Source organism: Bacillus sp. N5-665 (assembly GCF_022637375.2).
GTDB classification, from domain to species: Bacteria; Bacillota; Bacilli; order Bacillales; family Bacillaceae_G; genus Bacillus_A; species Bacillus_A wiedmannii.
Genome location: NZ_CP093325.1, coordinates 4033744 through 4059322, shown reverse-complemented (window position 1 = coordinate 4059322; position 25579 = coordinate 4033744). Strand labels below are relative to the sequence as shown.

Genomic DNA, 25579 nt, shown 5'->3' with positions numbered 1-25579 from the left:
GACGGTAATGATAAACGATTATAGTAAGGGATTATAACCGTATTGTAATTGAATAAAATGACTGGGGGAAGAAAAATGAGAGTGAAAGAGCAATTGTTAACTTTGAGAGCATATGTACCTGGGAAAAATACTGAAGAAGTAAAAAGGGAATATGGATTATCAAAAATTGTGAAATTAGCATCGAACGAAAATCCATTCGGTTGCTCAGCACGCGTAACAGAAGCATTAACTTCTTTAGCGAGTCAATACGCTCTTTATCCAGATGGATATGCATTTGAACTTCGGACAAAAGTAGCAGAGCAGTTAGGTGTTAAAGCAGAACAACTGTTATTTGGTAGTGGATTAGATGAAGTCATTCAAATGATTAGCCGTGCATTACTACATGAAGGAACAAATGTTGTAATGGCGAATCCAACATTCTCGCAATACCATCACCATGCTGTTATTGAAGGAGCAGAAGTTCGTGAAGTATCACTTAAAGATGGCATTCACGATTTAGATGCGATGTTACAGCAAGTAGATGATAAAACGAAGATTGTATGGATTTGTAACCCGAATAATCCGACAGGTACATATGTAGAGAAACAAAAATTACTTTCATTTTTAGAATCAGTTCCTAAGTCAGCGCTCATTATTATGGACGAAGCATATTATGAATATGCGGGGGCAGAAGACTATCCGCAAACATTACCACTTCTTGAAAAGTATGAAAATCTTATGGTTTTACGCACGTTTTCAAAAGCATATGGTTTAGCTGCTTTCCGTATCGGATATGCGGTTGGTAATGCGAATTTAATCGGGCAGCTAGAAGTAGCAAGGTTACCATTTAATACATCGACTGTAGCGCAGGCTGTAGCACTCGCTGCATTAGAAGATCAAGTATTTTTACAAGAATGTGTGAAAAAGAATGAAGAAGGATTAAATCAATATTACGCATTTTGTAAGGAATATAACGTATTCTATTATCCATCTCAAACAAATTTCATTTTCTTAAAACTCGGTATTCCTGGTAATGAGGCTTTCGAACGATTAATGAAGAAAGGATATATTATTCGTTCTGGTGCTGCATTTGGTATACAGGATGGTATTCGTATTACTGTCGGTTTGAAAGAAGAAAATGATGAAATTATAGAATTATTAAAAGAGCTTGTAAACGAGCAAGTAAAGAAAGAAGAAACATACTCTTAAGAGTTTGTGAAGGCTCCTAATATAGGAGTCTTTTTTATTTAAATGAAGGCCTGTAAAGCTTGATCCGTGCGTGTTAATAATTAATAAGGGAAGTTATTTGCACGGTAATGAAAGAAAACGGTACAATAGAAAGTAGTAATGCGGTATCGGTGTCATATTCGAATCGTTATCAGTGAAAGTACAAGAAGAAGTATGCTCATTCTAAAGGTTGCGTTCGTACACCTAGTTGCTTATGATAAAGTGAAACTTTAATCAGTGAGGGGATGCTCAGCCCCTCACTGATTATTAGCCCGCACCAATCGGGGTAAATGAACAGAAAATAATATTTGTTAGAATTAAAGGAGACGTTTATGCAAAAGTTTGAACAAGCTGTTTCATATATTGAAAATGGTGAAGCGGAAAAAGGATTACAATTATTAAAAGAACAATTAAAAATTGCGAATGATGAAGAGAAGTATGATATCGCTCGCTATTATCATACACTTGGATTTACGGATGAAGCGTTAGCTATTACAGAAGACTTGCGTTTATTGTATCCGGAAGAAAGTGAATTCACTGTATTTTTAGCAGAATTATATATTGATCTAGACAAAGAAGATGAAGCGATTGAAGTGCTTCATGATATTCCAGAAAATGATGACTTATATGTTCAATCGTTATTACTTGTTGCAGATTTATTCCAAATGCAAGGTTTCGATGATGTAGCAGAACAAAAACTATTAAAGGCGAAAGAAATGATGCCTGACGAACCTGTTATTACGTTTGGATTAGCAGAGTTATATAGTAGTAAAGGTGAAGAACAAAAGGCAATCACTCATTATGAGTCGCTATTAGCAGAACATAAAGTCATGGGTGGTGTTGTCATTGCACTTCGCCTCGCAGAAACGTTAAGTGCGATTGGAAATTGGGAAGAAGCGATCTCTTACTATGAAGCAGGTTTAGAGGAACAAAAAGATATCCACTCATTATTTGGATATGCCTTCACATTATACCAAGGTGAAGAATACCAAAGAGCAATTGGTGCTTGGCAAGAACTAAAAGAATTAGATCCGGAGTATGCATCGCTGTACATGTATTTGGCGAAAAGCTATGAAAAAGAAGGAATGCTTCAAGAAAGCTATGAAACACTTCAAGAAGGAATTAAAGTAGATGAGCTTTCTGTACCATTTTATGTAGAATTAGCGAACATTGCGGCGAAATTAGGAAAAATAGCGGAAGCAGAGGAAGTGCTTCAAAAAGCGCTTGAGTTAGATCCAGGACATTTAGGTGCGATATTAAAATATGCGTATATCTTAAAAGAACAAGAAAAATATGAAGAGTTAATTGCAGTTGTAGAGCGTGCGATTGATAGCGGAGAACCAGATACACAACTACTTTGGGATCTTGCGTTTGCAAAAAAACAATTAGAAATGTATTCGGATGCATTAAAACACTATGAAAGTGCATATACTTCTTTTAAGAATCATCCAGACTTCTTGGAAGAGTACGGTTATTTCTTATTGGAAGAAGGTATGCGAAAAGAGGCGAAAGAAGTATTTACTCAGTTAATACAACTAGACCCGACACAAATTCATATTGAAGAATTGTTATATAATTTAGAGGATTTTTCATAAGTTGGAAGGAAACTGAATACCGCTTCTTGAATCTAAAAAGAAAAGAGAAAGACAGAGGAGGGACTTAATTGCTATGAATACCCCTGTTTCTGTAAACGAGAAGAAGGATTTTGTAAAATGGTTTTTGAATAATTACCAACTGAAACAGCGTGAATGCGTATGGATTTTGAATTATTTAATGAGTCATGACCAATTGATGCATAAAGTCCACTTCGTAGAGCATGCAAAATATTGTCCGCGTGGTTTAGTGATGTCCGCGAATTGTGTGAAAGACACACCGTTTCACTTTTTTAAACAAAATGTTATGACAACAGATGCTGAAAAATCGTTTCATGATATTCGTTTAAATCGAGATGAAGATATTTATATTCAACTCAATTTTAAATCATCGTTTCAAAATGCCAATTATGTAGCTGTATTAGAAGAAAACCCGTATTTACCAAAGCATATTGAAGTAAATGAAAAAGATCGTTTACTTGCAGAAAGATTTTTAGAAGAAAGTGTATTTTCTTTTAGAAGAGAACGTCTTTTGAAACAAATTGATGAAGCGCTGGATAAGCAAGATAAGGAAGCGTTTCATAAGTTAACAGCTGAGTTAAAGATGTTATAGAATTCATTTGGATTCATAAAATTTTACAAATTTCAGACTTTTTAAGAAAAACTACCTTAATATAGGTAGTTTTTCTTTTTTTACCTCTTTTAGTATGGTTTAATATATATAAAGTGAAAGTTCTGTCATTTGCAGGTGAAGGGAGGGAAGATATTTGAAATGGAGTGTAAAAGATGTGGAGCAGTTTGAGCAAGCAAGAGAGTATGTAGATACCGGTGTTATACCACTTTTATCAATTTCGGCAGCAAAAGAAATGAAAATGGTAGTAGAACAAGGTGAATTTATCGAATTGTTGAGTATGGAGTTGGAAAGAGAATATAAAGGAAGAGTACTTTTACTACCGGCATTTACGTATTTAGTAGAAAGTCAAAAAAATGAAAAAGGTCGTTTGCAAGAATGGACAAATCATTTGCAAAAGCAAGGTTTTAAGCATATTGCTTATGTTACAAGTGATTTTTCATGGAAAGAAGATATGCAAGAGTTACAAGGAGATTTATTTTGGTTTCCTTCATTAGCGTTAGAACAATTTAGTGATCAAGCGAAAAGAGAAGTTATTCATGCACATATAAAAAATATAATGGTGATGTTAGAAGAAAAATGGGGAAAGTAATAATAAACAGAAAGTTCTTATTATTATGAGTAGTATGATATTGACCTGTACCTAAGCGTATTATATCATGATAGTGTCCTAGTTTTTATTTTTTATATAATTTATCACGAGGGGACAATTTCTGATAGAGGGGGGAAATTTTCGTGAGCGAGAAAGAACATCGTGTATCAAGAAGACAGTTTTTAAATTACACCCTTACAGGGGTAGGAGGCTTTATGGCAGCGGGTATTTTAATGCCGATGACGCGATTTGCGCTTGATCCGGTGTTAAGAAAAGAAGCGGGAACGGATATGGTTGCTGTTGCACAAGTAAAGGATATTACAACAGAGCCGAAACGTTTCGACTTTAAGGTGAAGCAGGTTGATGGTTGGTACAAGTCCGAAGAGCCAAAATCAGCTTGGGTTCATAAAGATGAAAGCGGAGACATTGTTGCGTTCTCTCCAGTATGTAAACATTTAGGATGTACAGTTAACTGGAATTCGGACAAAGCACATCCGAATCAATTCTTTTGTCCATGTCACGGGGGCCGTTACACAAAAGACGGGATGAACATTAAAGGCACGCCGCCCCTTGCTCCGCTTGATGTATACGAGTCCAAAGTAAAAGATGGAACGCTGTATTTAGGCAAAGCGAAGCCAAAAGGGGGTGCAAAGTAGATGCTAAATAAAATTTATGATTGGGTAGATGAAAGGTTAGATATTACACCAATATGGCGTGATATCGCTGATCATGAAGTACCTGAACATGTAAACCCGGCACATCACTTTTCTGCATTCGTTTATTGCTTTGGAGGACTTACCTTTTTCGTTACTGTAATTCAAATTTTATCAGGAATGTTTTTGACGATGTATTATGTGCCTGATATTAAAAATGCTTGGGAATCGGTTTATTATTTACAAAATGAAGTTGCATATGGACAAATTGTTCGTGGTATGCACCACTGGGGCGCTAGTCTCGTCATTGTAATGATGTTTTTACATACACTTAGAGTTTTCTTCCAGGGTGCGTATAAAAAGCCTCGTGAGTTAAACTGGATTGTTGGTGTTCTTATTTTCTTTGTTATGTTAGGTCTTGGTTTTACCGGATATTTATTACCGTGGGATATGAAAGCATTATTTGCTACGAAAGTAGGGATTCAAATTGCAGAGCAAACGCCGCTCATTGGTCCTTATATTAAAACATTACTCGCTGGTCATTCCGAAATTGTTGGCGCTCAAACATTAACTCGCTTCTTTGCTATTCACGTCTTCTTCTTACCAGCAGCACTTCTAGGTTTAATGGCCTTCCACTTCATCATGATTCGCAAACAAGGTATTTCCGGTCCGCTATAAGAGATTGCTAAATTAAAGGGGAAAGAACTAAAGGAGGGAGATTATGCATCGCGGCAAAGGGATGAAGTTTGTAGGAGATTCTCGGGTACCAGTAGCTCGGAAACCAAATATTCCAAAAGACTATTCTGAATACCCAGGAAAAACAGAAGCGTTTTGGCCGAACTTCTTGTTAAAAGAATGGATGGTTGGTGCAGTTTTTTTAATCGGTTATTTATGTTTAACAGTGGCGCATCCGTCACCACTTGAGAGAATGGCGGATCCAACTGATGCCGGATATATACCACTTCCAGATTGGTATTTCTTATTCTTGTATCAGTTATTAAAGTATTCTTATGCTTCTGGTTCATTTACTGTAATTGGAGCGTTTATTATGCCAGGGATTGCGTTTGGCGCATTACTGTTAGCTCCATTTCTTGATCGAGGACCAGAAAGACGCCCATTGAAGCGTCCTGTAGCAACTGGATTTATGCTTTTAGCAATTGCATCGATTATCTTTTTAACTTGGGAATCTGTAGCACACCACGACTGGGAAGCTGCAAAAAAACAAGGAGCAATTGTAAAAACAGCACCAGTTGATAAAAATGATGACGGCTATAAATTAATGCAAAAAAATACTTGTTTAACATGTCACGGTGACAATTTACAGGGCGGGGCAGCAGCACCGGCACTGCAAAATTTAACTTTAAAGCCAGAAGAAATTGCTAAAATTGCGAAAGATGGAAAAGGTTCAATGCCTAAAGGCGTATTTAAAGGTACGGATGAGGAATTGAAGAAGCTTTCGGAATTCATTGCTAAGTATAATAAAAAATAATAAAAAGCTGACTACAAATTTTGTAGTCAGCTTTTTATTTTGATGAAAGAAAGTTTACTATATAATAGAGTAGAGTTTGAGGAAAGAATGACTTTGTTTGAAAGGTGTTGGACATACAGCTTGGTTTATTTGTATGCAATGTTAAGACAACGCTCTATATTATTATTTTTATTAGTTATTAACATATTAGGTACAATATACGGATTTATATGGTATGGAAATCAATTAAAAGAAACCTCACCTATATTTTGGCCGTTTGTACCCGATAGCCCGATGGCGAGTCTCTTTTTTGTCTTTGTTTTAATTGCTTTTTTAAGAAAGAGAAATTGGGGATTAATAGAGGCGCTAGCGATTGTTACTTTAATGAAATATGGTATATGGGCTGTTGTTGTAAATGCAATTATGATCTATGTAAAAGGTCCTATTGGTCTTATGGGGTATATGTTAATGCTTTCGCACTTTGCGATGGCAGTACAAGGATTGTTATATGCACCGTTTTACCGTATAAAAAAATGGCATTTTGCGGTAGCGGCTATATGGACATTACATAATGATGCAATTGATTATTTATTTTGGCAAATGCCGAGATATGGAATTATGCATTTGTTTGTAGAAGAAATTGGTTACTTTACGTTTTGGCTAAGCATCATCACACTATGTCTTACATATTATTATTGCTTGCGTGAGAACCGAAAACAGTTTTCTTTATGATAGTTAGAACATTTAGGGGGAGAAAATGAAGAAAAATAAGAGTGGTACAAAAATATTGGATCGATTGATTACTATAGTTGTTTCATATAGCATCGCATTTTCTATATTTGCACTCGCAACAACGGCGGTTGTATACGGAAAATGGCTATATTATTTTGAAATTGATTTTTTAAACATTCCAGATTTAGCGGATATGACGAAGGATGATATTAAAAGAAATTATGATGTGCTTATTACATATTTATCGCCGTTTTATGATGGAGCATTGCAGTTGCCAACATTAGATATGTCTACAAATGGCCGTATTCATTTTGTAGATGTTAAAAATATTTTAGTAAAGATTCAATATGTAATGTATGCGACAGTTATGATTGCAATAATAGGCGGGATTTATTTATTAAAAAAGAAAAATGAAAAGTTTTTACTGCACGGATCAATTTTAACAATTATGTTACCGATCGCGCTCATGTTACCGATCGCTATTAATTTTGAAAAGAGTTTTGTATTATTCCATAAGCTTTTATTCAGTAATGATTATTGGATGTTTGATATTGAAACGGATCCAATTATATTAATGTTACCAGAAGAATTCTTTATGCATGCTGCGTGTGCAATTTTATTATTTATTTTATGCGGCAGCATACTTTGTTACAGCTTGTATAGATATTTCGTAAAAAAGAAAAGGATTTCAAAGGAAAAATTCTCTGTTTAAAGAGAATTTTTTTGTTTGTAAAACGATAATATATTTTTCGGTCTAGTACTGTTCTATTCTTGTCCAAATTAACATATTTTGTACTAGTAGTTATAGGGGGGACCGTGATGAAGAGAACATTAATTGGATTAATAGCATTTCTAATTATAATGTTTCCGTTACGTATATATGCTGAAGAGTGGAGTGAACTAACAGGGTTGTTAGACGACTCATTACAATTAGTGAAGCGTAATGAAGATGAAAAAGCAGTACAAGTATTACAACATTTCTCCGAGCAGTTTGTTATAAAGGGGAATGAAAAGAAGCAAGAAGTAACGCCAGATCAAGTTAGAGTTATTTCTTTAGCTTACGACAAGGCGAAACAATCTCTCTCGGAAACAGATTTAGGTAAACAAGTTAAAATTGATAATGTGTTAGCCCTGCAGCTCGCTGTTGATGCGCAAGTGTCGAAATATCAACCACTTTGGATGGAAAGAGAAAGAAAAGTAATGGGTGCCTTTTCTCAAATGGAAAAAGCGATGAAAAAAGAAGATACGGGACAGTTTCAGCAAACGTTAAACACATTTTTACATGAATTTAATATTATTTATCCAAGTTTAATGATTGCTCTGCCAGAAAACGAAGTGCAGCGTGTAAATGCCCATTTATCTTATTTGGATGAATTTCGTAACGTTATGTTAAATACGAAAGGTGGGCAAATGCAAGTAGGAATCATTAAAGGGGATTTGCAAAAAATATTTCACACAGTAAAAAAAGATGAAATTGCACCCTCTCTCATTTGGTTTATGACAATTACTGGAGGTCTTATTTTATTCACATTAACTTATGTTGGATGGAGAAAGTATAAAGGAGAGAGAGAAAAAAGAAAAAGTAATGTACACTCTAAGAATAGATAATGCAATAAATAAAGATATGGATTGTAAGGTTTATTCATTGACAATGATGTCAGAAGAAAATAGAATGAGAAGTACTATAATTAAAACTTCAACGGAGGTTCAGAGGTTCATGATGTTTTATTTAATTTACTTCGCGATCATAATGATCATACCGTTGTATGCACAGTCAAAAGTACGTAGTGCCTATAGCAAGTATTCACAAGTTTATTCAACTTCAGGTATGACAGGAGCGGAAGTGGCTCGAAAAATTTTAGATGAGAATGGATTATACAACGTAGCTGTAGAAGAAACACCAGGTCATTTATCAGACCATTATGATCCAACTGCCAAAACAGTTCGATTATCAACAGATAACTATTACGGTCATTCAGTTGCTGGTACAGCAGTTGCAGCACACGAAGTAGGACACGCAATTCAAGACGCAAAAGATTATAACTTTATGCGTATTCGTCATTCGTTAGTGCCAGTTGCAAACTTTGGATCAAATATTTCTTGGGTATTTATTATGATTGGTGCCTTTGCATCTATGTCTAATTTGTTGTTATTAGGTATCATTTTAATGGCAGCAGGTGTTGTGTTCCAACTTGTTACATTACCTGTTGAATTTGATGCATCAAAGCGTGCAATGCAACAAATTGAAGCGTTAGGTATCGTATCAACAGATGAATATGGCCAAGCTCGTAAAGTATTAAATGCGGCAGCATTAACATATGTAGCGGCTGCAGCTGTAGCGGTATTTGAATTATTACGTCTCGTATTAATGTATACTGGTATGCAGCGTAGCGACGACTAAAGACTATCAATTTTGATAGTCTTTTTTTATATTGTGGATTGAATTATATAATGTATTGCAAATAGAAATAATAAAAGGAATAGAAGTAATGCGGAAAGGCGGTGGGGGAAGTGAAATATCCAAGTCATATAGTAAAACAAGTGAAAGAACAAAGCGCTTCTTATCAGTTAGAAGGCTTTTTAAGTGGACAAGGTCCTGAAAATCCAAAATTTATGTTGTTAGGAGAAGCGCCTGGTGAAACAGAAATTCATAATGGGATTCCGTTTAGCGGGAGAGCGGGAAAACAATTAATGGGTTTTTTAGAACGGATTCATGTTACAAGGGAAGAAGTATATATTACGAGCGCTGTTCGGAGTAGACCTTATAAGTGGCGAGAGAAAAAAGAACGAAATGGTGAAATCATACAGAAAAAGTATAATAGAACGCCAAATCAAGGAGAAATACTTGCCCATGCCCCTTTGTTAGATTATGAATTAGAGAAAATAAATCCGAATCTTATCGTCACACTTGGAAATATCGGCCTTCAACGTTTAACAGGAAAAAATAAAAAAATAACTGATGTGCACGGACAATTATTAAAACAGCCTATTCAAAAAGTAAAGGATATGCAAAGTGCAGCGTTTACATGGTCAGAGAAAGAATATCATATTTTCCCGACTTTTCATCCTGCTTCCATTTTTTATAATCGGAGTTTATTGGAGCTTATTTATGAGGATTTAGAGAAACTTAAAAAACATGTAATAAAAAACTAGAAAAGCTAGAGAGCTTTTCTAGTTGAGTTTATGTATGTAACGGATTTTTATTTTCATCTAATGTAAAACCTTCACCAACTACATCATGTACATCACTTACTGCAACAAAGGCATGAGGATCTACAGAAGTAATAATATTTTTTAATTTCACGATTTCATTTTTAGCAACAACGCAATATAATACGTTCCGTTCCACTTTTGTATACGATCCAACAGCTTTTAAAAAAGTAGCTCCGCGTTCCATATCAGATAAAATTTTGGCAGCAATTTCATCGTTTTTATCTGAGATAATAGTTGCTCCTTTCGCCGCATAGGCTCCTTCTTGCATAAAATCAATGACCTTAGCACCGATAAAAACAGCAACTAACGTATACATGCCCTCGCGGTATGATAAATATGTAATAATCGAGACGATAATGACGATAGCATCAAACATAAACATCGTTTTCCCCATACTCCAGCCAACATATTTATGAGCGAGTCTCGCGATAATATCTACACCGCCAGTAGTCCCGCCATATTTAAATATTATTCCAAGACCGATACCAATAAATGCCCCGGCGAATAAAGCCGCGAGTGTCATATCATTTTGTAAATTTAAATGTAAGTTCAGAACATCGTAACGCTGAAAAATCCATAGAAATAAAGATACGCTAAAGGTGCCGATTAGTGTATATAAAAATGTCGTTCTTCCAAGTAACTTCCAACCAATAATAAATATAGGGATATTTAAAATTAAGTTTGAGTAAGAAGGGTCAAACTTAAATAGAAAATACAATAATAGTGTAATACCGGTAAATCCACCTTCCGCAAGGTGATTTTCAATATTGATATTCACAATACCGAAAGAAAAAATAGCGGAACCGATTAAAATGAAAATGATATTTCGAATCTTCAAATTTGATGTCATATAGAAATCCCCCTAATTATGTAGATTGCATTGCTCCGCTGAAACGGTAAAACATAATGATAAGTAATTTCTAGTTGTTAGTAAAAATAGTGAAGGCTACAAAAATCTGATTGGTTCAACTAATCTTTTGCGAAAAGCATGCAAAAGAAGTTTCACTTTATTATAGTCTATCCAAAAAAGGGTCGCAAATAGGTGTTTGGCGGGGAATAATATTTGTCAAATCGCGATGAATTGGCTAACATGAAAGAGGAAGGATTAGAGGTGAATTGTATGGAAGCAAAAACGATGAAGGATATGCAGAAAGAAGTAGATGCATATATTGGTCAGTTTAAAGAAGGTTATTTCAGTCCACTTGCAATGATGGCTCGTTTAACGGAAGAAATGGGGGAGCTTGCAAGAGAGGTTAATCATTATTATGGTGAGAAACCGAAGAAAACAACTGAAACAGAACGTAGTATTGAAGAAGAGCTTGGAGATGTATTATTTGTTATGATTTGTATGGCAAATAGTTTAAATATTGATTTAGAAACAGCACATAACATTGTAATGAATAAATTTAATACTCGCGATAAAGATCGCTGGACACGTATTGATGAGGGAGAGAAAGAATAATGAAAGAAATTAAAGTAATTAAAGTAATTATCGCTGGACCAAGAGGGCGTATGGGACATGAAGCAGTCCTTCTTATGGAAAGAACGGAACATTTTAATTTAGTAGCAGCAGTGGATTATAAGCATGGTGGAGAGAAAATCTCTGATTTACCGGGCATGCCAGCGTTACAAGCGCCAATTTACGCAGATTTACATACTTGTTTAGAGGAAGTAGAAGCAGATGTGTTGTTAGATTTAACAACGCCAGAAGTTGGGAAACAACACGTTACACTAGCAGTTGAGCGTGGACTTCGTTCTGTGATTGGTACAACTGGATTTACAGAAGAAGAACTAAAGCAATTAACAGAGAATGCGAAAGAAAAAGCAGTAGGAACAATTATCGCTCCAAACTTTGCAATTGGTGCAGTTCTTATGATGAAATTCTCACAAATGGCAGCGAAGTACTTCCAAGATGTTGAAGTAATTGAATTGCATCATGATCAAAAATTAGATGCACCATCTGGTACAGCTGTAAAAACAGTAGAATTAATTCGTCAAAACCGTGAATCAAAGCAGCAAGGTCACCCAAATGAAGTAGAGCAACTAGAAGGTGCTCGTGGTGCAAATGTAGACGGCATTCACATTCATAGTGTACGTTTACCAGGACTTATTGCACACCAAGAAGTAATGTTTGGTGGAGATGGACAAATGTTAACGGTTCGCCATGATTCATTCAATCGTGCATCCTTTATGTCAGGTGTAAAATTATCAATTGATACAGTAATGAATTTAGATCATCTTGTGTACGGATTAGAAAACATTATCGACTAAAGGGGAGACAACGGATGAAAATTGCCTTAATCGCACATGACAAAAAGAAAAATGACATGGTTTCGTTTGCATACGCATATAAACCAATTTTTGAACAACATGAATTGTTTGCAACAGGGACGACAGGACTTCGTATTATGGAGGCAACTGGTTTAGTTGTAACAAGATATCAATCGGGTCCTCTTGGTGGTGATCAAGAAATTGGTGCCATGATTGCGAAAAATGATATGGATATGGTGATTTTTTTCCGGGATCCACTAACTGCTCAGCCGCATGAACCAGATGTAAATGCATTGCTTCGTCTATGTGATGTATATGCGATTCCACTTGCAACGAATATGGCAAGTGCTGAAATGTTAATGCACGCATTAGAGCGAGGAGATTTAGATTACCGTAAGTTTAGAAAATGAGGGGAACAATTATGAGTGGATTACATATAGTAGCGTTTGGTGCTCATGCCGATGATGTTGAAATCGGCATGGCAGGTACCATTGCTAAATATACGAAGCAAGGGTATGAAGTAGGTATTTGTGATTTAACTGAAGCTGATCTTTCTTCTAATGGAACAATAGAATTGAGAAAAGAAGAAGCAAAGGCGGCAGCTCGTATAATGGGAGTAAAAACGAGACTGAATTTAGCGATGCCAGACCGTGGTTTGTATATGAAAGAAGAGTATATACGTGAAATTGTAAAGGTGATTCGTACATATAAACCAAAACTAGTTTTTGCGCCGTATTATGAAGATCGTCATCCAGATCATGCGAATTGTGCAAAACTTGTGGAAGAAGCTATTTTTTCAGCGGGAATTCGTAAATATATGCCAGAGCTTCCACCACATCGTGTGGAGTCTTTTTATTATTATATGATTAATGGTTTTCATAAACCGAATTTTTGTATAGATATAAGTGAGTACCTTTCTATAAAAGTGGAAGCATTAGAAGCATATGAAAGTCAGTTTTCAACAAGTAGTGATGGTGTGAAAACGCCGTTAACAGAAGGTTATGTTGAAACTGTGGTCGCTCGAGAGAAAATGTTTGGAAAAGAAGTTGGAGTCTTATATGCCGAGGGATTTATGAGTAAGAAACCGGTTTTATTACATGCTGATTTAATAGGGGGATGTAAATGAAATTAAAAATAGGTATTACATGTTATCCTTCTGTAGGTGGTTCTGGAGTTGTTGGAACAGAATTAGGAAAGCAATTAGCGGAACGCGGGCATGAAATTCATTTTATTACATCGGGTTTACCATTCCGGTTAAATAAAGTATATCCAAACATTTATTTTCATGAAGTGACGGTAAATCAATACTCTGTATTTCAATATCCACCATACGATTTAGCGTTAGCGAGTAAAATGGCAGAAGTTGCACAAAGAGAAAACCTAGATATTTTACATGTGCATTACGCAATACCACATGCAATTTGTGCTTATTTAGCAAAACAAATGATTGGAGAGCGTATTAAAATTGTTACAACCTTGCATGGAACAGATATTACTGTGTTAGGTTCCGACCCTTCGCTAAATAATTTAATTCGTTTTGGTATTGAGCAATCTGATGTTGTGACGGCTGTCTCGCATTCATTAATTAACGAAACGCATGAGCTTGTAAAACCAAATAAAAACATTCAAACGGTATATAACTTTATAGACGAACGTGTATATTTCAAGCGTGATATGTCTCAATTAAAGAAAGAATACGGTATAAGTGAGAGTGAAAAGATACTAATTCACATTTCAAATTTCCGTAAAGTGAAACGTGTTCAAGATGTTGTTCAGGCATTTGCTAAAATTGTTACAGAAGTAGATGCGAAGTTGCTTCTTGTTGGAGATGGACCAGAATTTTGCACGATTTTACAGATAGTGAAAAATCTACATATTGAAGATCGCGTCTTATTCTTAGGGAAGCAAGATAATGTTGCAGAGCTACTTGCGATGAGTGATTTAATGTTGCTTCTTTCAGAGAAGGAGAGTTTTGGTCTTGTTTTATTAGAAGCGATGGCGTGTGGTGTACCTTGTATCGGAACAAGGGTTGGAGGTATTCCAGAAGTCATTCAACATGGTGAAACAGGATATTTATGTGAAGTTGGCAATCCAACAGGAGTGGCAAATCAAGCCATTCAGCTATTAAAGGATGAAGAACTTCACCGTAATATGGGAGAGCGAGCAAGAGAAAGTGTTTACGAGCAGTTCCGCTCTGAAAAAATCGTCTCACAATATGAAACGATTTACTACGATGTACTAAGGGATGACAAAAATGGAAAAATTTAAAAAAGCTAGTTCTATTATTGAGACTTTAAAGCAACAAGGACATGAGGCTTACTTTGTCGGTGGAAGCGTACGAGATCTTATTATCGATAGGCCAATTGGTGATATTGATATTGCGACATCTGCTTTACCAGAAGAAGTGATGGCTATATTTCCAAGACATGTTCCTGTTGGTCTTGAGCATGGAACTGTAATTGTGGTAGAAAATGGTGAACCTTATGAGGTAACCACTTTTCGAACAGAGAGCGAATATGAAGATTTTCGAAGACCTAGTAGTGTTCAATTCGTTCGTTCATTAGAAGAGGATTTAAAACGTCGTGATTTCACAATGAATGCAATTGCGATGACAGAAGAAGGCAAGATGGTTGATTTATTTGCTGGACAGCAAGCGATTCAAAAGAGAGAAATTGTGACGGTTGGAAATGCTGCGGATCGTTTTCAAGAAGACGCCCTGCGAATGATGCGTGGTATTCGTTTCGTAAGTACGTTAGGTTTTTCTTTAGAAATGAAAACGAAACAAGCAATTGAAACATATGGACATTTGCTAGAACATATTGCAATTGAGCGAATTACAGTGGAGTTTGAGAAACTGTTAACTGGTACATATTGTGTGAAGGGCTTGCAAGAATTAGTAGAAACGAAGCTATTTTCTCATCTTCCATATTTACAAATGTCAGAAGAGAGATTATTAAAAGCTACGCAGTATAACTGGGATTCTTTTGAAACGGACATTGAGGCATGGGCATTCTTCTTATATTGTATTGGGGAAGAGCATCCATCTGTCTTTTTACGTCAATGGAAGTTTTCGAATAAAAAAATAAAAGATATCGTCGCAGTTTTATTAACACTCCGTACGAGAAAGGAGAAGGATTGGGATACAGTCCTTCTTTATAAAACGGGAATTCATATCGCTGAAATGGCAGAAAGAGTATATGAAGCGATAATTGAAAGCTATGATAATACATCTGTTAAACGGGTACAAACGTTGTTTGAAGCATTGCCAATAAAGAGTCGCCAAGAAATGAATGTGACTGGGAATGATTTATTAAAATGGGCAAATAAAAAGCCCGGTCCGTGGGTTGCTGAAATGATTCAAAAAATTGAAGAAGCAATCGTACAAGGAAACGTAGGTAATGAGAAAGAGTGTATAAGGGAGTGGCTGCAAGAATGCAATCTACTATAAGAAAGCAGTTATTGCAAGTTTTTTCAGAAGCGGATGGCGCGTTTGTATCTGGCCAAACGATTAGTGATAAACTTGGTTGTTCAAGAACCGCTGTGTGGAAACATATGGAGGACCTTCGGAATGAGGGATATGAACTTGAAGCTGTGCGTCGACTAGGTTATCGCATTGCGGGTAAGCCAGACAAAGTAACTGCTAATGAAATTCAGTTAGGGTTACAAACGAAACATATTGGTAGAACGGTATATTTTGAAGAAACTGTTGAATCCACGCAGCATATTGCAGCAAAACTTGCTTATGAAGGCGCAGAAGAAGGAACGATTGTTGTGGCAGAAGAACAAACGTCGGGTAGAGGTCGTTTAAGCAGGAAATGGTATTCACCAAAAGGAACAGGCATTTGGATGAGTATTATTTTACGTCCATCAATCCCGGTTCATCATGCACCACAACTTACTTTATTAGCGGCTGTTAGCGTTGCACAAGCAATTGAAAAGTGCACGGGTGTAAACGTAGGAATAAAATGGCCGAATGATATTTTAATTCAAGGTAAAAAGGCTGTAGGTATATTAACAGAAATGCAGGCAGATCCTGATAAAATTAATGCTGTCATTATGGGCATTGGTATTAATGCGAATCAAAAGCAAGAACATTTTGATGAGGAAATTCAACACATTGCTACTTCTTTAGCGATTGAATCCGGTGAGCCAATTGTTCGTGCAGAGCTTATGCAACAAATCTTTTTACAACTAGAAAAATTATATGAAGAGTATTTACAAAATGGTTTCTCTGTCATTAAAATTCTTTGGGAAAGTTATGCTGTGAGCATCGGGAAAGAAATTACCGCTCGAACGATGAGAGAGACAATTACAGGGGTAGCAAAAGGAATTACAGAGGATGGTGTATTGCTTCTGGAGGACCATGAAGGGAAAGTACATCACATTCATTCTGCGGATATCGAAATTAAGTAAAAGAAGTTCCTTTTTGGAACTTCTTTTTATTTGACTATTACTTTGCCTTCCATTCCTTTAAGAAGATGGTACCGGCATATTAATTCATATGTACCAGTATTTTTAGGTTTCACGGTAATGTTTTTTTCTTTTCCTGACTCGACTACGACATCAATGCCGAGTTTTTTTACTGTAAAGGTGTGTTCATTCTTACCTTTGTTTTTTAATAACAATGTTGTTGACTCTTCAATTGGAATGGTGATGACGTTTGGATGAAAGTAATCATCATTCAGTTCGACCTCAATTACTTTCGTTGAATCGATAGGTTGTGTTACGACGTTAACTGAGGCAAATGCATGGAAGGAGCTAAAAGTTATCATCCCTACAATCATCAGAAGCAAACCGGTGAATGGAAATAACCATTTGTTCATAAACATTCGCAATTCTCCTTTTGTAAGTACTTTTCTCAATTAACCTGCATCATTAGTTTAAGAGTTATACGAGGCATTTTAAACAATTATCTTTCTATGATTGAGTTATTTATAAAAAATTTCACATACCGTAATGGAAATAAAAAATTATTTTTTCAAAAAAATGTAGTAATTCCTTTTTGGAGTTTGCTATAATTAGTTCGAATGTGGGCAGTATCAGAGCGAACTGCACCATGATTCGAAGCAATACGAAAAATAATAACTTGGATTCTGCCTTGATCCAATAACGGACTGGGACAGAGGGATGAATAATGCCGACTAACACACAACCCTTCTGCCCTTTTATGGCCAGAGGGGTTTTTTATATGATTTCGGCCATCTCCTCTCTCCTGTATAAAGGAGGAGTAGTTTTTGAAAACAAAAACAGATTTTTTGAAGATGAAAGAGCAAGGTGAGCCGATTACGATGCTAACGGCGTATGATTATCCATCTGCTAAGTTAGCAGAAGAAGCTGAAGTTGATATGATTCTAGTTGGAGATTCCCTTGGGATGGTTGTGCTCGGCTACGATTCAACAGTACCTGTAACAGTAGAGGATATGATTCATCATACGAAAGCTGTACGCCGAGGAGCGAAAGAGACGTTTATTGTAACTGATATGCCATTTATGTCGTATCATGTGTCGCCTCAAGATACGATGGTGAATGCACGCCGCATTGTTCAAGAGAGTGGTGCTCATGCACTGAAGGTAGAAGGTGCAGGGGAAGTGGTCTCAACTATTCATTACTTGACGAATGCGGGAATTCCTGTCGTGGCACACTTAGGCTTAACTCCTCAATCTGTAGGAGTACTAGGTGGGTATAAAGTACAAGGAAAAGATGCTGAAAGTGCAAAAAAATTAATAGAAGATGCGAAGAGATGTGAGGAAGCTGGTGCGATAGCGCTTGTGTTAGAATGTGTGCCAATGCAGTTAGCGGAATTAATTTCGAAGCAACTAACAATTCCGACGATTGGAATTGGAGCAGGGAAAAAAGTAGATGGGCAAGTACTTGTCTATCATGATCTTATCTCATACGGCGTAAATCGTGTTCCGAAATTTGTGAAGCAATATACGTCTGTTCAAGAGGAGATTGTGCGAGGGATTTCACAATACGTTACTGAAGTAAAGACAGGACAATTTCCAGAAGAAAAACATTCGTTCACAATGAAAGAGGAAGAATGCTTAGCGTTATACGGAGGAAAACAATAATGAAAATCGTAACTACAGTGCAAGAGATGCAGCAAATTACAAACGAACTTCGTATAAGTGGAAAAAGTATTGGTTTTGTTCCAACGATGGGGTATTTACATGAAGGTCATGCGACTTTATTACGTAAGGCAAGAGAAGAAAATGAAATTGTGGTTTTAAGCGTGTTTGTCAATCCGCTACAGTTTGGGCCGAATGAAGATTTAGATCGATACCCTCGTGATATTGATAGAGATGAAAATGTAGCAAAAGAAAACGGTGTAGATTATTTATTTTATCCGAGCGTAGAAGAAATGTATCCAGCAGAACAAACGACAACAGTAGCAGTTGTGAAGCGTACCGATGTATTATGTGGCAAACAAAGACCTGGTCATTTCGCTGGAGTTGCGACTGTACTAATGAAACTATTTAATATTACATTGCCAACGCGTGCTTATTTTGGTATGAAAGATGCACAGCAAGTTGCTGTCATTGAAGGATTTGTCGCTGATTTTAATATTCCGGTTACGATCGTACCAGTGGATATTGTAAGGGAAGTAGATGGATTAGCGAAAAGTTCTCGTAACGTGTATTTATCACAAGAAGAGCGTGAAGAGGCTCCTCATTTATACCGCAGTCTATGTAAAGCGAAAGAAAGAATTGAAGCAGGCGAACGTAATGCAGAAATCATTACAACTCTTGTGAAAGAGTATATTGAGACGTATACGAAAGGCACTGTAGATTATGCTGATTTATATGCCTATCCTTCACTACAAGTAATAGATAAAATTGAAGGACGAATGATTTTAGCAATTGCAGTTAAATTTGAGAATGTACGATTAATTGACAATATAACATTAACGGTTAAATAAGGGGGAGCATCTATGTTTCGCACAATGATGAGAGCGAAGTTACATCGCGCTACGGTAACAGAAGCAAATTTAAATTATGTAGGTAGTATTACAATTGATGAAGATTTAATGGATGCAGTAAATATTGTAGAAAATGAAAAAGTACAAATTGTAAATAACAATAATGGTGCGCGCTTAGAGACATATGTTATTAAAGGAGAACGCGGTAGCGGTGTTGTTTGTTTAAATGGTGCAGCTGCAAGGCTTGTACAGCCAGGGGATAAAGTTATTATTATTTGCTACGGTTTAGTGGCAGAAGAAAATATTCATAACCAAGAGCCGAAAATTGCAGTATTAGACGATGATAATCAAATTATCCAAATGTTAGGCGCTGAAAAAGCGGGTACGATATTATAAGTAAGAAGGCTATCTCTATTACGGAGATAGCTTTTTTGTGCATCTTTTCATTAAGATGAGATAAAACGTGGTATAGTAACATTATATAATTTTGTGTTTGATAGGTAAGAAATTGAGGTGTTACATATATGAGTAAACGTTATGTCGTTGTGGATTTAGAGACGACAGGGAACTCCTGGAAGGACGGGAAGGATAAAATTACCCAAATCGCAGCTGTTGTAGTGGAAGATGGAGAGATACTAGAGATTTTTTCATCTTTTATTAATCCGAAGAGAGAGATTCCGCCATTTATTACAGAATTAACAGGGATTGATGAGAGTATGGTTAAGCAAGCCCCGTTATTTCAAGATGTAGCCCCGATGGTTGTTGAACTATTGCAAGGTGCAGTTTTCGTTGCACATAACGTTCACTTTGATTGGAATTTTTTAACAGAAGAATTAAGGCGTGCTGGATATACAGAAGTACATTGTCCGAAAGTTGATACAGTTGAGTTGGCGCAAATTCTTTTGCCGACGGCTGATAGTTATAAATTACGTGATTTAGCTAAACAACATGAATTAGAGCACGATCAACCGCATCGTGCGGATAGTGATGCTCTTGCAACAGCGGAATTATTTTTACAATTTTTAAATGAAATTGAAAATTTGCCACTTGTCACCTTGCAATCGCTTTATGAATTGAGCGATGTTTTTCAAAGTGATATAGCGGATTTACTTTCTGAAAATATTTTAAAGAAAATGATGCATGGTAGAAAAGCGGCAGAGGGGTATGAAGTATATCGAAATATTGCGCTTCGAAAACGAAATTATGCTTTAAATCTCAGTGAAACATGTTCATCTAAATTTGATGCTTTCTTGCATAAGGCAATCGATAAACTTGAATTGAATATGCCAAAGTTTGAAAAAAGAGAAAGCCAACAGATTATGATGAAGGAAATATATACAGCACTAAGAGATTCTAGGTTTTCACTAATTGAAGCAGGAACAGGAACAGGGAAGACTCTTGCATATTTACTTCCAAGTATTTATTTTGCAACGAAAAAAGAAGAACCTGTCATCATAAGTACCCAAACAGTACAACTGCAACAACAAATATTAGAAAAAGAAATTCCAATATTACAGAAAATAATGCCATTTTCATTTGAAGTAGCTCTTTTGAAAGGAAGAAAGCATTATCTTTGTCTACATAAATTTGAATATGCTTTGCAAGAGGAAGAGAAAAATTATGATATGGCGCTCACAAAGGCAAAAATTTTAGTGTGGTTATTGCAAACAGAAACTGGCGATCGTGATGAATTAAATATTCCTGAGGGCGGAAAGTTACTTTGGAACCGTATTTGTAGTGATGTACATAGTCCAGGCGGGATGCAAAGCAACTGGTATAGCCGTTGTTTTTATCAACGAGCAAAGAATAAAGCATTATTTGCAGATATCGTTATTACAAATCATGCGTTATTATTTCAAGATTTTTCAAGCGAAGAACCACTATTTGCTTCATGTGAACATATTATTTTTGATGAAGCTCATCATATCGAGGAAGCGGCGAGTAGAACATTAGGTGAACAGTTCTCCTGTATGTATTTTCAATTAGTTTTATCTCGTCTTGGTACGCTAGAAACAGATGATGTACTTTCTAAAGTATATAAAATGATGAAAAAATCAGAGCAAGCCTCTCGTTCGACTTTCCGTATGGTGAGTCATAGTTTGAAGGAATTGAAATTTGATGCGGATGAGCTATTCCAAATGTTACGTGCTTTCATCTTTAAACAAACAAAGCAGGAACAAGGGATAAGCAATATGCCACTCATTTATCGATATAACACGGAAGTAGAGAAAGGTAAGTTATGGGATAGCATTACCGAGTTAACAAATCGTTTTGTATACGATGTAAGAAAATTATTAACTACACTTGAGAAGCAAGTTGATATATTGCAAAGTAAATTAGAATGGGAGATGCATGTTGTTACAGGTGAATTTATGCATTTAATTGAGTTGTTGAGAAAGATGGAACAATCTTTACAATTACTCATTTTAGAAAAAAATTCATACGTGACATGGATGGAGACTGAAACGAAGGGGACAATTCATTCAACCGTTTTATATGCACAGCCTGTTCATATTGGTGAAAGGCTTGCGGATGAATTTTTAACACAGAAAAAGAGTGTTATTTTCACATCAGCAACGTTAACAGTAAATGATTCATTTGACTATATAAAAGAAGAGCTAGGTTTACATGATTTTGCTCCCAATACATTACAGGTTCCGTCACCATTCCGTTTTGAAGAACAGATGAAATTAATGGTTTCAACAGATGTGCCTTTTATTAAGCAAGCAAGTAATGAAGAATATATTGAATCCGTGTCGGCACATATTGCAAAAATAGCGAAAGCTACAAAAGGTAGAATGCTTGTTTTATTCACTTCTTATGAGATGTTGAAAGAAGCGTATACGAATTTGAAAAATGATGAGGAATTAGAGGGGTATTTATTATTAACGCAAAGTGTGAATAATAAGAGCCGAAGTCGTCTCATTCGTAAATTTCAAGAGTTCGACAAATCGATTTTGTTAGGAACAAGTAGTTTTTGGGAAGGGATAGATATACCTGGAGATGCCCTTAGTTGTCTTGTTATTGTACGACTTCCCTTTACACCTCCTCATCAACCGATGATGGAAGCAAAAGGAGAGTGGTTACAAAATCAAGGAGAGGACGTATTCGCTAAGTTAGCACTCCCGCAAGCAATCTTGCGTTTCAAACAAGGATTTGGTCGTCTAATTAGAACAAGTACAGATACCGGAACAGTATTTGTATTAGACCGTCGTTTGACAAGCGCTTCTTATGGAAAACGTTTTTTACAATCAATCCCAACTGTTCCGCTTTATGAAGGCCCTTTAGAAGAATTATTAGAACAATTAAAGGAACGGCCAAATAAATAAAATTGGAAGAAAAATACGCCTGAAGTACATTTAAGCTTCAGGCGTAAAAAATGTGGGTAGGAGGAATTTTATTTTTCTTACTTCTTGTATACAAAATGTATTGGTTTTCGACTTGAAACCTTTTTTTGCAGTACATGTCCTGCTATAATAGATGGGTGATGAAGCAGGGGTTGTAAAGAATGTACTCTTATTGTAACCGTATTGCGTTCTTCTATAATTAGAAATTTTTGTGTAACGGAGGAGTTTTTTCATGGATAAGAAAATCGAAGTCCTATCAACGACGCGTCTTAAATATTCGTCTGACTTGTATAAAATCGTTGATAGTTTGAATCGTACGTTAAAAGAGCAGGACCTCATGTTCGGATTAGCATTAGACGAAAAAGATAAAGAAACAGCTGTATTTACGATTTACAGAACGTAGTGATACAATGAAAAAGTGGATCTTTGCAATCGTTATCGTAATCGTTGCTAGCGGAATATATGGGGCGTATGTTTATAATAAAGCAATGGAAAAGAAAATCCATAAAGAGGAAAAATCTGTAGAAATTGCAAAAGAAAAGGCAAAGCTTACAAAAGTAAAATCTGTAGATTATTATAACGGAAATTCTTCATATACAGTCGTACAAGGTGTAGACGAAAAAGGAGAACAAATTATTGTTTGGGTGCCTAATAAAAAAGGGAATGTCCTTGTGAAGAAAAAGAGTGAAGGTATTCCTGAAAAAGAAGCTTTGCAAAAGTTGGCTGAACAAGCTACAGGAAAAGGCGATGAGCCGAAGCCAAAGCCAAAAGAAATTATAAAAGTAAAATTAGGTGCTCAAAACGATATTCCGTTGTGGGAAATTACATATATTGATCAGGAAGATCGTTATACGTATTATTATTTAGAGTTTCAAAATGGGGCTTATGCTGGTCACTACAGCATTGAAAAATAGATGTAGGGGGAACTACAAATGAAATTAGCAAAGCGAGTAGCTGCTTTAACACCATCTGCAACTTTAGAAATTACAGCAAAGGCACAAGCATTAAAAGCAGAAGGTCATGATGTAATTGGATTAGGGGCAGGAGAACCTGACTTTAATACGCCAGAACATATTATGGATGCTGCACATAAAGCGATGTTAGAAGGACATACGAAGTATACACCAACAGGTGGATTACAAGCGTTAAAACAAGAAATTGTGAAGAAGTTTACACGTGATCAAGGAATTGCGTATGATCCATCTGAAATTATTGTATGTAACGGTGCAAAGCATGCATTATATACATTATTCCAAGTGTTGCTTGATGAAGGAGATGAAGTTATCATCCCAACTCCTTATTGGGTAAGTTATCCTGAGCAAGTAAAGCTTGCTGAAGGTAAGCCAGTTTACGTAGAAGGCCTGGAAGACAATGAGTACAAAATTACAGCGAAGCAGCTGCGTGAGGCAATTACAGAGAAAACGAAAGCAGTTATTATTAATTCACCGAGCAATCCAACAGGAATGATTTATAGCAAAGAGGAATTACAACAGCTTGGAGAAATATGTTTAGAACACGATATTTTAATCGTTTCAGATGAAATTTATGAAAAGTTAATTTATGGTGGAGCAGAATATACTTCGATTGCCCAGCTTTCTAATGCATTAAAAGAACAAACACTTATTATTAATGGTGTATCTAAATCTCATTCTATGACAGGATGGCGTATTGGATATGCAGCAGGAAATAAGCAGCTTATTAAAGCGATGACGAACTTAGCGAGTCATAGTACGTCAAACCCTACGTCAATCGCTCAATACGGTGCAATTGCAGCATACGCAGGCTCACAACAACCTGTAGAAACAATGCGTCAAGCATTTGAAGAAAGATTAAACATTATTTATGATAAATTAATTCAAATCCCTGGCTTTACTTGCATTAAACCACAAGGTGCATTTTACTTATTCCCTAATGTAAAAGAAGCTGTAGCTTTATCAGGATACGAAACTGTGGATGATTGGGCAAAAGCTCTATTAGAAGAGGAAAAAGTGGCTCTTGTACCAGGTACAGGATTTGGTGCTCCAAATAACGTTCGTTTATCATATGCGACATCTCTTGAACAAGTAGAGAAAGCATTAGAACGCATTCATACGTTTATGAAAAGTAAAGTGCAAGCTTAATTGTATATTTTATTAACGCAATACAAAAAACCTTCCTACATAATAGGAAGGTTTTTTTGACGAATTGTGGCAAAAAGAAATAGCGAAAGGTGTGTTATACTAGAGAGCGAGGTGTTTGGTGATGAAAAAGAAAATGATGTTACAGTGGTTTGAGCAGGGAAGCATTGCAATTCCAAAATTACTTATGATGCATTATAAAAAATTAGGGTTAAATGAAATGGAATTTATGGTTGTACTTCATGTACACACATTTTTAGAATCGGGCAATTCGTTTCCGACTCCGTCAGAGATTTCAGAACGGATGACGATTACTGAAATGAAATGTATGGAAGTAATTCAGACATTGATTCAAAAAGGTTTTTTATCACTAGAAGGTGGACAAAAATCAGAAGCGATGATGTGTGAAAGTTATTCTTTACAACCGCTATGGGAAAAAATATTGCATTTCTTAATGAACGAATCAATAGAGGAAGAACAAAAAGAAATAAAACAACTGCAAGTAAATTTATATACAGTATTTGAAAAAGAATTTGGAAGACCACTTTCTCCGTTTGAATGTGAAACGTTGGGTATGTGGGAAGATCAAGATCAACATCATCCGAATTTAATTCAAGCGGCCCTCAGGGAAGCTGTAATGAGTGGTAAGCTTAATTTCCGATATATTGATCGTATTTTATTTGAGTGGAAAAAGAATGGTATTAAAACAGTAGATCAAGCCCAAAACCAAGGACGGAAATTTAGAGCAAATCAACAAAGAACGCAGCAAACGACAAAACAAGAGACGAAATTTACTGGGAAAGTGCCTTTTTATAATTGGTTGGAGCAGTAATGTAGG

Annotated in this window: 29 protein-coding genes; 27 read left to right on the top strand and 2 right to left on the bottom strand. The window is 36.0% G+C overall.

Going from position 1 to position 25579, the window contains the following annotated elements; translation table 11 throughout:
* The first annotated feature begins 75 nt into the window (after positions 1-75).
* The 12 genes from hisC (at position 76) to MNO09_RS23295 (ending at position 10027) form a co-directional block, all read left to right on the top strand.
* A complete protein-coding gene (hisC, locus tag MNO09_RS23350) occupies positions 76-1188 on the top strand; it encodes a histidinol-phosphate transaminase (protein ID WP_001264044.1) in 1113 nt (370 codons plus the stop codon).
* Positions 1189-1538: 350 nt separating this feature from the next.
* Complete coding sequence (locus tag MNO09_RS23345) at positions 1539-2801, top strand: tetratricopeptide repeat protein (protein WP_001168667.1); 1263 nt, start codon at positions 1539-1541, stop codon at positions 2799-2801.
* A gap of 73 nt (positions 2802-2874) precedes the next feature.
* Positions 2875-3411: a ReoY family proteolytic degradation factor gene (locus MNO09_RS23340; RefSeq protein WP_001095922.1), complete on the top strand. Its 537-nt coding sequence runs from the start codon at positions 2875-2877 to the stop codon at positions 3409-3411.
* A gap of 154 nt (positions 3412-3565) precedes the next feature.
* Positions 3566-4021, top strand: coding sequence for a YpiF family protein (locus MNO09_RS23335; protein ID WP_000872168.1), 456 nt, complete (start codon positions 3566-3568; stop codon positions 4019-4021).
* Positions 4022-4164: 143 nt separating this feature from the next.
* Complete coding sequence (gene qcrA, locus MNO09_RS23330; RefSeq protein WP_001290419.1) at positions 4165-4677, top strand: menaquinol-cytochrome c reductase iron-sulfur subunit; 513 nt, start codon at positions 4165-4167, stop codon at positions 4675-4677.
* On the top strand, positions 4678-5352 hold the full coding sequence (gene qcrB / locus MNO09_RS23325; protein WP_000932700.1) for a menaquinol-cytochrome c reductase cytochrome b subunit: 675 nt from the start codon (positions 4678-4680) through the stop codon (positions 5350-5352).
* A gap of 43 nt (positions 5353-5395) precedes the next feature.
* Positions 5396-6163: a menaquinol-cytochrome c reductase cytochrome b/c subunit gene (gene qcrC, locus MNO09_RS23320; RefSeq protein ID WP_000554600.1), complete on the top strand. Its 768-nt coding sequence runs from the start codon at positions 5396-5398 to the stop codon at positions 6161-6163.
* Positions 6164-6283: 120 nt separating this feature from the next.
* Positions 6284-6874, top strand: a complete 591-nt coding sequence (gene lhaT, locus MNO09_RS23315; protein WP_000262811.1) for a lipoprotein heptaprenylglyceryl N-acetyltransferase LhaT — start codon at positions 6284-6286, stop codon at positions 6872-6874.
* Between the two features lie 25 nt (positions 6875-6899).
* Positions 6900-7586, top strand: a complete 687-nt coding sequence (gene lit / locus MNO09_RS23310) for a lipoprotein intramolecular transacylase Lit (protein ID WP_000739737.1) — start codon at positions 6900-6902, stop codon at positions 7584-7586.
* A gap of 107 nt (positions 7587-7693) precedes the next feature.
* Entirely contained in the window at positions 7694-8482 is a 789-nt protein-coding gene (gene ypjB / locus MNO09_RS23305) for a sporulation protein YpjB (protein ID WP_000831598.1), read from the top strand.
* Between the two features lie 112 nt (positions 8483-8594).
* Complete coding sequence (locus tag MNO09_RS23300; RefSeq protein WP_002096760.1) at positions 8595-9275, top strand: zinc metallopeptidase; 681 nt, start codon at positions 8595-8597, stop codon at positions 9273-9275.
* A 110-nt stretch (positions 9276-9385) separates the two neighbouring features.
* Complete coding sequence (locus MNO09_RS23295) at positions 9386-10027, top strand: uracil-DNA glycosylase (RefSeq protein WP_000876950.1); 642 nt, start codon at positions 9386-9388, stop codon at positions 10025-10027.
* Between the two features lie 28 nt (positions 10028-10055).
* Here the strand turns inward: MNO09_RS23295 and MNO09_RS23290 are convergent, their stop codons facing one another.
* The gene (locus MNO09_RS23290; RefSeq protein ID WP_000203309.1) at positions 10056-10937 is read right to left on the bottom strand and encodes a YitT family protein; all 882 of its coding nucleotides are present in this window, start codon (positions 10935-10937) and stop codon (positions 10056-10058) included.
* A gap of 270 nt (positions 10938-11207) precedes the next feature.
* On the opposite strand from MNO09_RS23290, the gene MNO09_RS23285 reads away from it, so the two are divergent.
* From MNO09_RS23285 to MNO09_RS23255, 7 genes are read left to right on the top strand one after another with little or no spacing between them, the layout of a single operon-like run.
* Positions 11208-11549: a nucleotide pyrophosphohydrolase gene (locus MNO09_RS23285; protein ID WP_001992677.1), complete on the top strand. Its 342-nt coding sequence runs from the start codon at positions 11208-11210 to the stop codon at positions 11547-11549.
* 8 nt (positions 11550-11557) lie between these two features.
* On the top strand, positions 11558-12358 hold the full coding sequence (dapB, locus tag MNO09_RS23280) for a dihydrodipicolinate reductase (RefSeq protein WP_033659192.1): 801 nt from the start codon (positions 11558-11560) through the stop codon (positions 12356-12358).
* Between the two features lie 14 nt (positions 12359-12372).
* On the top strand, positions 12373-12768 hold the full coding sequence (mgsA, locus tag MNO09_RS23275; protein WP_000684766.1) for a methylglyoxal synthase: 396 nt from the start codon (positions 12373-12375) through the stop codon (positions 12766-12768).
* Between the two features lie 11 nt (positions 12769-12779).
* On the top strand, positions 12780-13484 hold the full coding sequence (gene bshB1, locus MNO09_RS23270; protein WP_000015679.1) for a bacillithiol biosynthesis deacetylase BshB1: 705 nt from the start codon (positions 12780-12782) through the stop codon (positions 13482-13484).
* Positions 13481-14626 (top strand): N-acetyl-alpha-D-glucosaminyl L-malate synthase BshA, encoded by a 1146-nt coding sequence (gene bshA / locus MNO09_RS23265; protein ID WP_000768303.1) that lies wholly within the window; start codon positions 13481-13483, stop codon positions 14624-14626. The genes bshB1 and bshA overlap by 4 nt, the downstream gene beginning before the upstream one ends.
* On the top strand, positions 14613-15806 hold the full coding sequence (locus MNO09_RS23260; RefSeq protein ID WP_000410453.1) for a CCA tRNA nucleotidyltransferase: 1194 nt from the start codon (positions 14613-14615) through the stop codon (positions 15804-15806). Before bshA ends, MNO09_RS23260 begins: the two co-directional genes overlap by 14 nt.
* On the top strand, positions 15791-16771 hold the full coding sequence (locus MNO09_RS23255; RefSeq protein WP_048561334.1) for a biotin--[acetyl-CoA-carboxylase] ligase: 981 nt from the start codon (positions 15791-15793) through the stop codon (positions 16769-16771). The genes MNO09_RS23260 and MNO09_RS23255 overlap by 16 nt, the downstream gene beginning before the upstream one ends.
* A 26-nt stretch (positions 16772-16797) precedes the next feature.
* On the opposite strand, the gene MNO09_RS23250 is transcribed toward MNO09_RS23255, so the two are convergent.
* Complete coding sequence (locus MNO09_RS23250) at positions 16798-17187, bottom strand: cupredoxin domain-containing protein (RefSeq protein ID WP_078183454.1); 390 nt, start codon at positions 17185-17187, stop codon at positions 16798-16800.
* Between the two features lie 405 nt (positions 17188-17592).
* Here MNO09_RS23250 and panB point away from each other — a divergent pair, with 405 nt between their 5' ends.
* The 8 genes from panB to dnaD all read left to right on the top strand — a co-directional run bounded on the left by panB (position 17593) and on the right by dnaD (position 25573).
* On the top strand, positions 17593-18429 hold the full coding sequence (gene panB, locus MNO09_RS23245) for a 3-methyl-2-oxobutanoate hydroxymethyltransferase (RefSeq protein ID WP_000853116.1): 837 nt from the start codon (positions 17593-17595) through the stop codon (positions 18427-18429).
* Positions 18429-19277: a pantoate--beta-alanine ligase gene (panC, locus tag MNO09_RS23240; RefSeq protein WP_000707017.1), complete on the top strand. Its 849-nt coding sequence runs from the start codon at positions 18429-18431 to the stop codon at positions 19275-19277. The genes panB and panC overlap by 1 nt, the downstream gene beginning before the upstream one ends.
* Positions 19278-19289: 12 nt before the next feature.
* Positions 19290-19673: an aspartate 1-decarboxylase gene (panD, locus tag MNO09_RS23235; RefSeq protein ID WP_000490178.1), complete on the top strand. Its 384-nt coding sequence runs from the start codon at positions 19290-19292 to the stop codon at positions 19671-19673.
* Between the two features lie 128 nt (positions 19674-19801).
* The gene (gene dinG / locus MNO09_RS23230; RefSeq protein ID WP_000044947.1) at positions 19802-22606 is read left to right on the top strand and encodes an ATP-dependent DNA helicase DinG; all 2805 of its coding nucleotides are present in this window, start codon (positions 19802-19804) and stop codon (positions 22604-22606) included.
* A 250-nt stretch (positions 22607-22856) separates the two neighbouring features.
* A complete protein-coding gene (locus MNO09_RS23225; RefSeq protein ID WP_000358354.1) occupies positions 22857-23027 on the top strand; it encodes a YpmA family protein in 171 nt (56 codons plus the stop codon).
* 7 nt (positions 23028-23034) lie between these two features.
* On the top strand, positions 23035-23538 hold the full coding sequence (locus MNO09_RS23220; protein WP_000758745.1) for a cell wall elongation regulator TseB-like domain-containing protein: 504 nt from the start codon (positions 23035-23037) through the stop codon (positions 23536-23538).
* An 18-nt stretch (positions 23539-23556) separates the two neighbouring features.
* Positions 23557-24744, top strand: coding sequence for an aspartate transaminase AspB (aspB, locus tag MNO09_RS23215; protein WP_078183453.1), 1188 nt, complete (start codon positions 23557-23559; stop codon positions 24742-24744).
* Positions 24745-24865: 121 nt separating this feature from the next.
* The gene (dnaD, locus tag MNO09_RS23210) at positions 24866-25573 is read left to right on the top strand and encodes a DNA replication protein DnaD (protein ID WP_000728534.1); all 708 of its coding nucleotides are present in this window, start codon (positions 24866-24868) and stop codon (positions 25571-25573) included.
* Positions 25574-25579 lie beyond the last annotated feature (6 nt).

Excerpts from the sequence above, each read along its gene's own strand:
- hisC (WP_001264044.1), top strand. The coding sequence starts at position 76 with ATGAGAGTGAAAGAGCAATTGTTAACTTTGAGAGCATATGTACCTGGG.
- MNO09_RS23345 (WP_001168667.1), top strand. The coding sequence starts at position 1,539 with ATGCAAAAGTTTGAACAAGCTGTTTCATATATTGAAAATGGTGAAGCG.
- MNO09_RS23340 (WP_001095922.1), top strand. The coding sequence starts at position 2,875 with ATGAATACCCCTGTTTCTGTAAACGAGAAGAAGGATTTTGTAAAATGG.
- qcrB (WP_000932700.1), top strand. The coding sequence starts at position 4,678 with ATGCTAAATAAAATTTATGATTGGGTAGATGAAAGGTTAGATATTACA.
- qcrC (WP_000554600.1), top strand. The coding sequence starts at position 5,396 with ATGCATCGCGGCAAAGGGATGAAGTTTGTAGGAGATTCTCGGGTACCA.
- lit (WP_000739737.1), top strand. The coding sequence starts at position 6,900 with ATGAAGAAAAATAAGAGTGGTACAAAAATATTGGATCGATTGATTACT.
- ypjB (WP_000831598.1), top strand. The coding sequence starts at position 7,694 with ATGAAGAGAACATTAATTGGATTAATAGCATTTCTAATTATAATGTTT.
- MNO09_RS23300 (WP_002096760.1), top strand. The coding sequence starts at position 8,595 with ATGTTTTATTTAATTTACTTCGCGATCATAATGATCATACCGTTGTAT.
- MNO09_RS23290 (WP_000203309.1), bottom strand. The coding sequence starts at position 10,937 with ATGACATCAAATTTGAAGATTCGAAATATCATTTTCATTTTAATCGGT.
- MNO09_RS23285 (WP_001992677.1), top strand. The coding sequence starts at position 11,208 with ATGGAAGCAAAAACGATGAAGGATATGCAGAAAGAAGTAGATGCATAT.
- mgsA (WP_000684766.1), top strand. The coding sequence starts at position 12,373 with ATGAAAATTGCCTTAATCGCACATGACAAAAAGAAAAATGACATGGTT.
- bshB1 (WP_000015679.1), top strand. The coding sequence starts at position 12,780 with ATGAGTGGATTACATATAGTAGCGTTTGGTGCTCATGCCGATGATGTT.
- bshA (WP_000768303.1), top strand. The coding sequence starts at position 13,481 with ATGAAATTAAAAATAGGTATTACATGTTATCCTTCTGTAGGTGGTTCT.
- MNO09_RS23260 (WP_000410453.1), top strand. The coding sequence starts at position 14,613 with ATGGAAAAATTTAAAAAAGCTAGTTCTATTATTGAGACTTTAAAGCAA.
- MNO09_RS23255 (WP_048561334.1), top strand. The coding sequence starts at position 15,791 with ATGCAATCTACTATAAGAAAGCAGTTATTGCAAGTTTTTTCAGAAGCG.
- MNO09_RS23250 (WP_078183454.1), bottom strand. The coding sequence starts at position 17,187 with ATGTTTATGAACAAATGGTTATTTCCATTCACCGGTTTGCTTCTGATG.
- panC (WP_000707017.1), top strand. The coding sequence starts at position 18,429 with ATGAAAATCGTAACTACAGTGCAAGAGATGCAGCAAATTACAAACGAA.
- panD (WP_000490178.1), top strand. The coding sequence starts at position 19,290 with ATGTTTCGCACAATGATGAGAGCGAAGTTACATCGCGCTACGGTAACA.
- dinG (WP_000044947.1), top strand. The coding sequence starts at position 19,802 with ATGAGTAAACGTTATGTCGTTGTGGATTTAGAGACGACAGGGAACTCC.
- MNO09_RS23225 (WP_000358354.1), top strand. The coding sequence starts at position 22,857 with ATGGATAAGAAAATCGAAGTCCTATCAACGACGCGTCTTAAATATTCG.
- MNO09_RS23220 (WP_000758745.1), top strand. The coding sequence starts at position 23,035 with ATGAAAAAGTGGATCTTTGCAATCGTTATCGTAATCGTTGCTAGCGGA.
- aspB (WP_078183453.1), top strand. The coding sequence starts at position 23,557 with ATGAAATTAGCAAAGCGAGTAGCTGCTTTAACACCATCTGCAACTTTA.
- dnaD (WP_000728534.1), top strand. The coding sequence starts at position 24,866 with ATGAAAAAGAAAATGATGTTACAGTGGTTTGAGCAGGGAAGCATTGCA.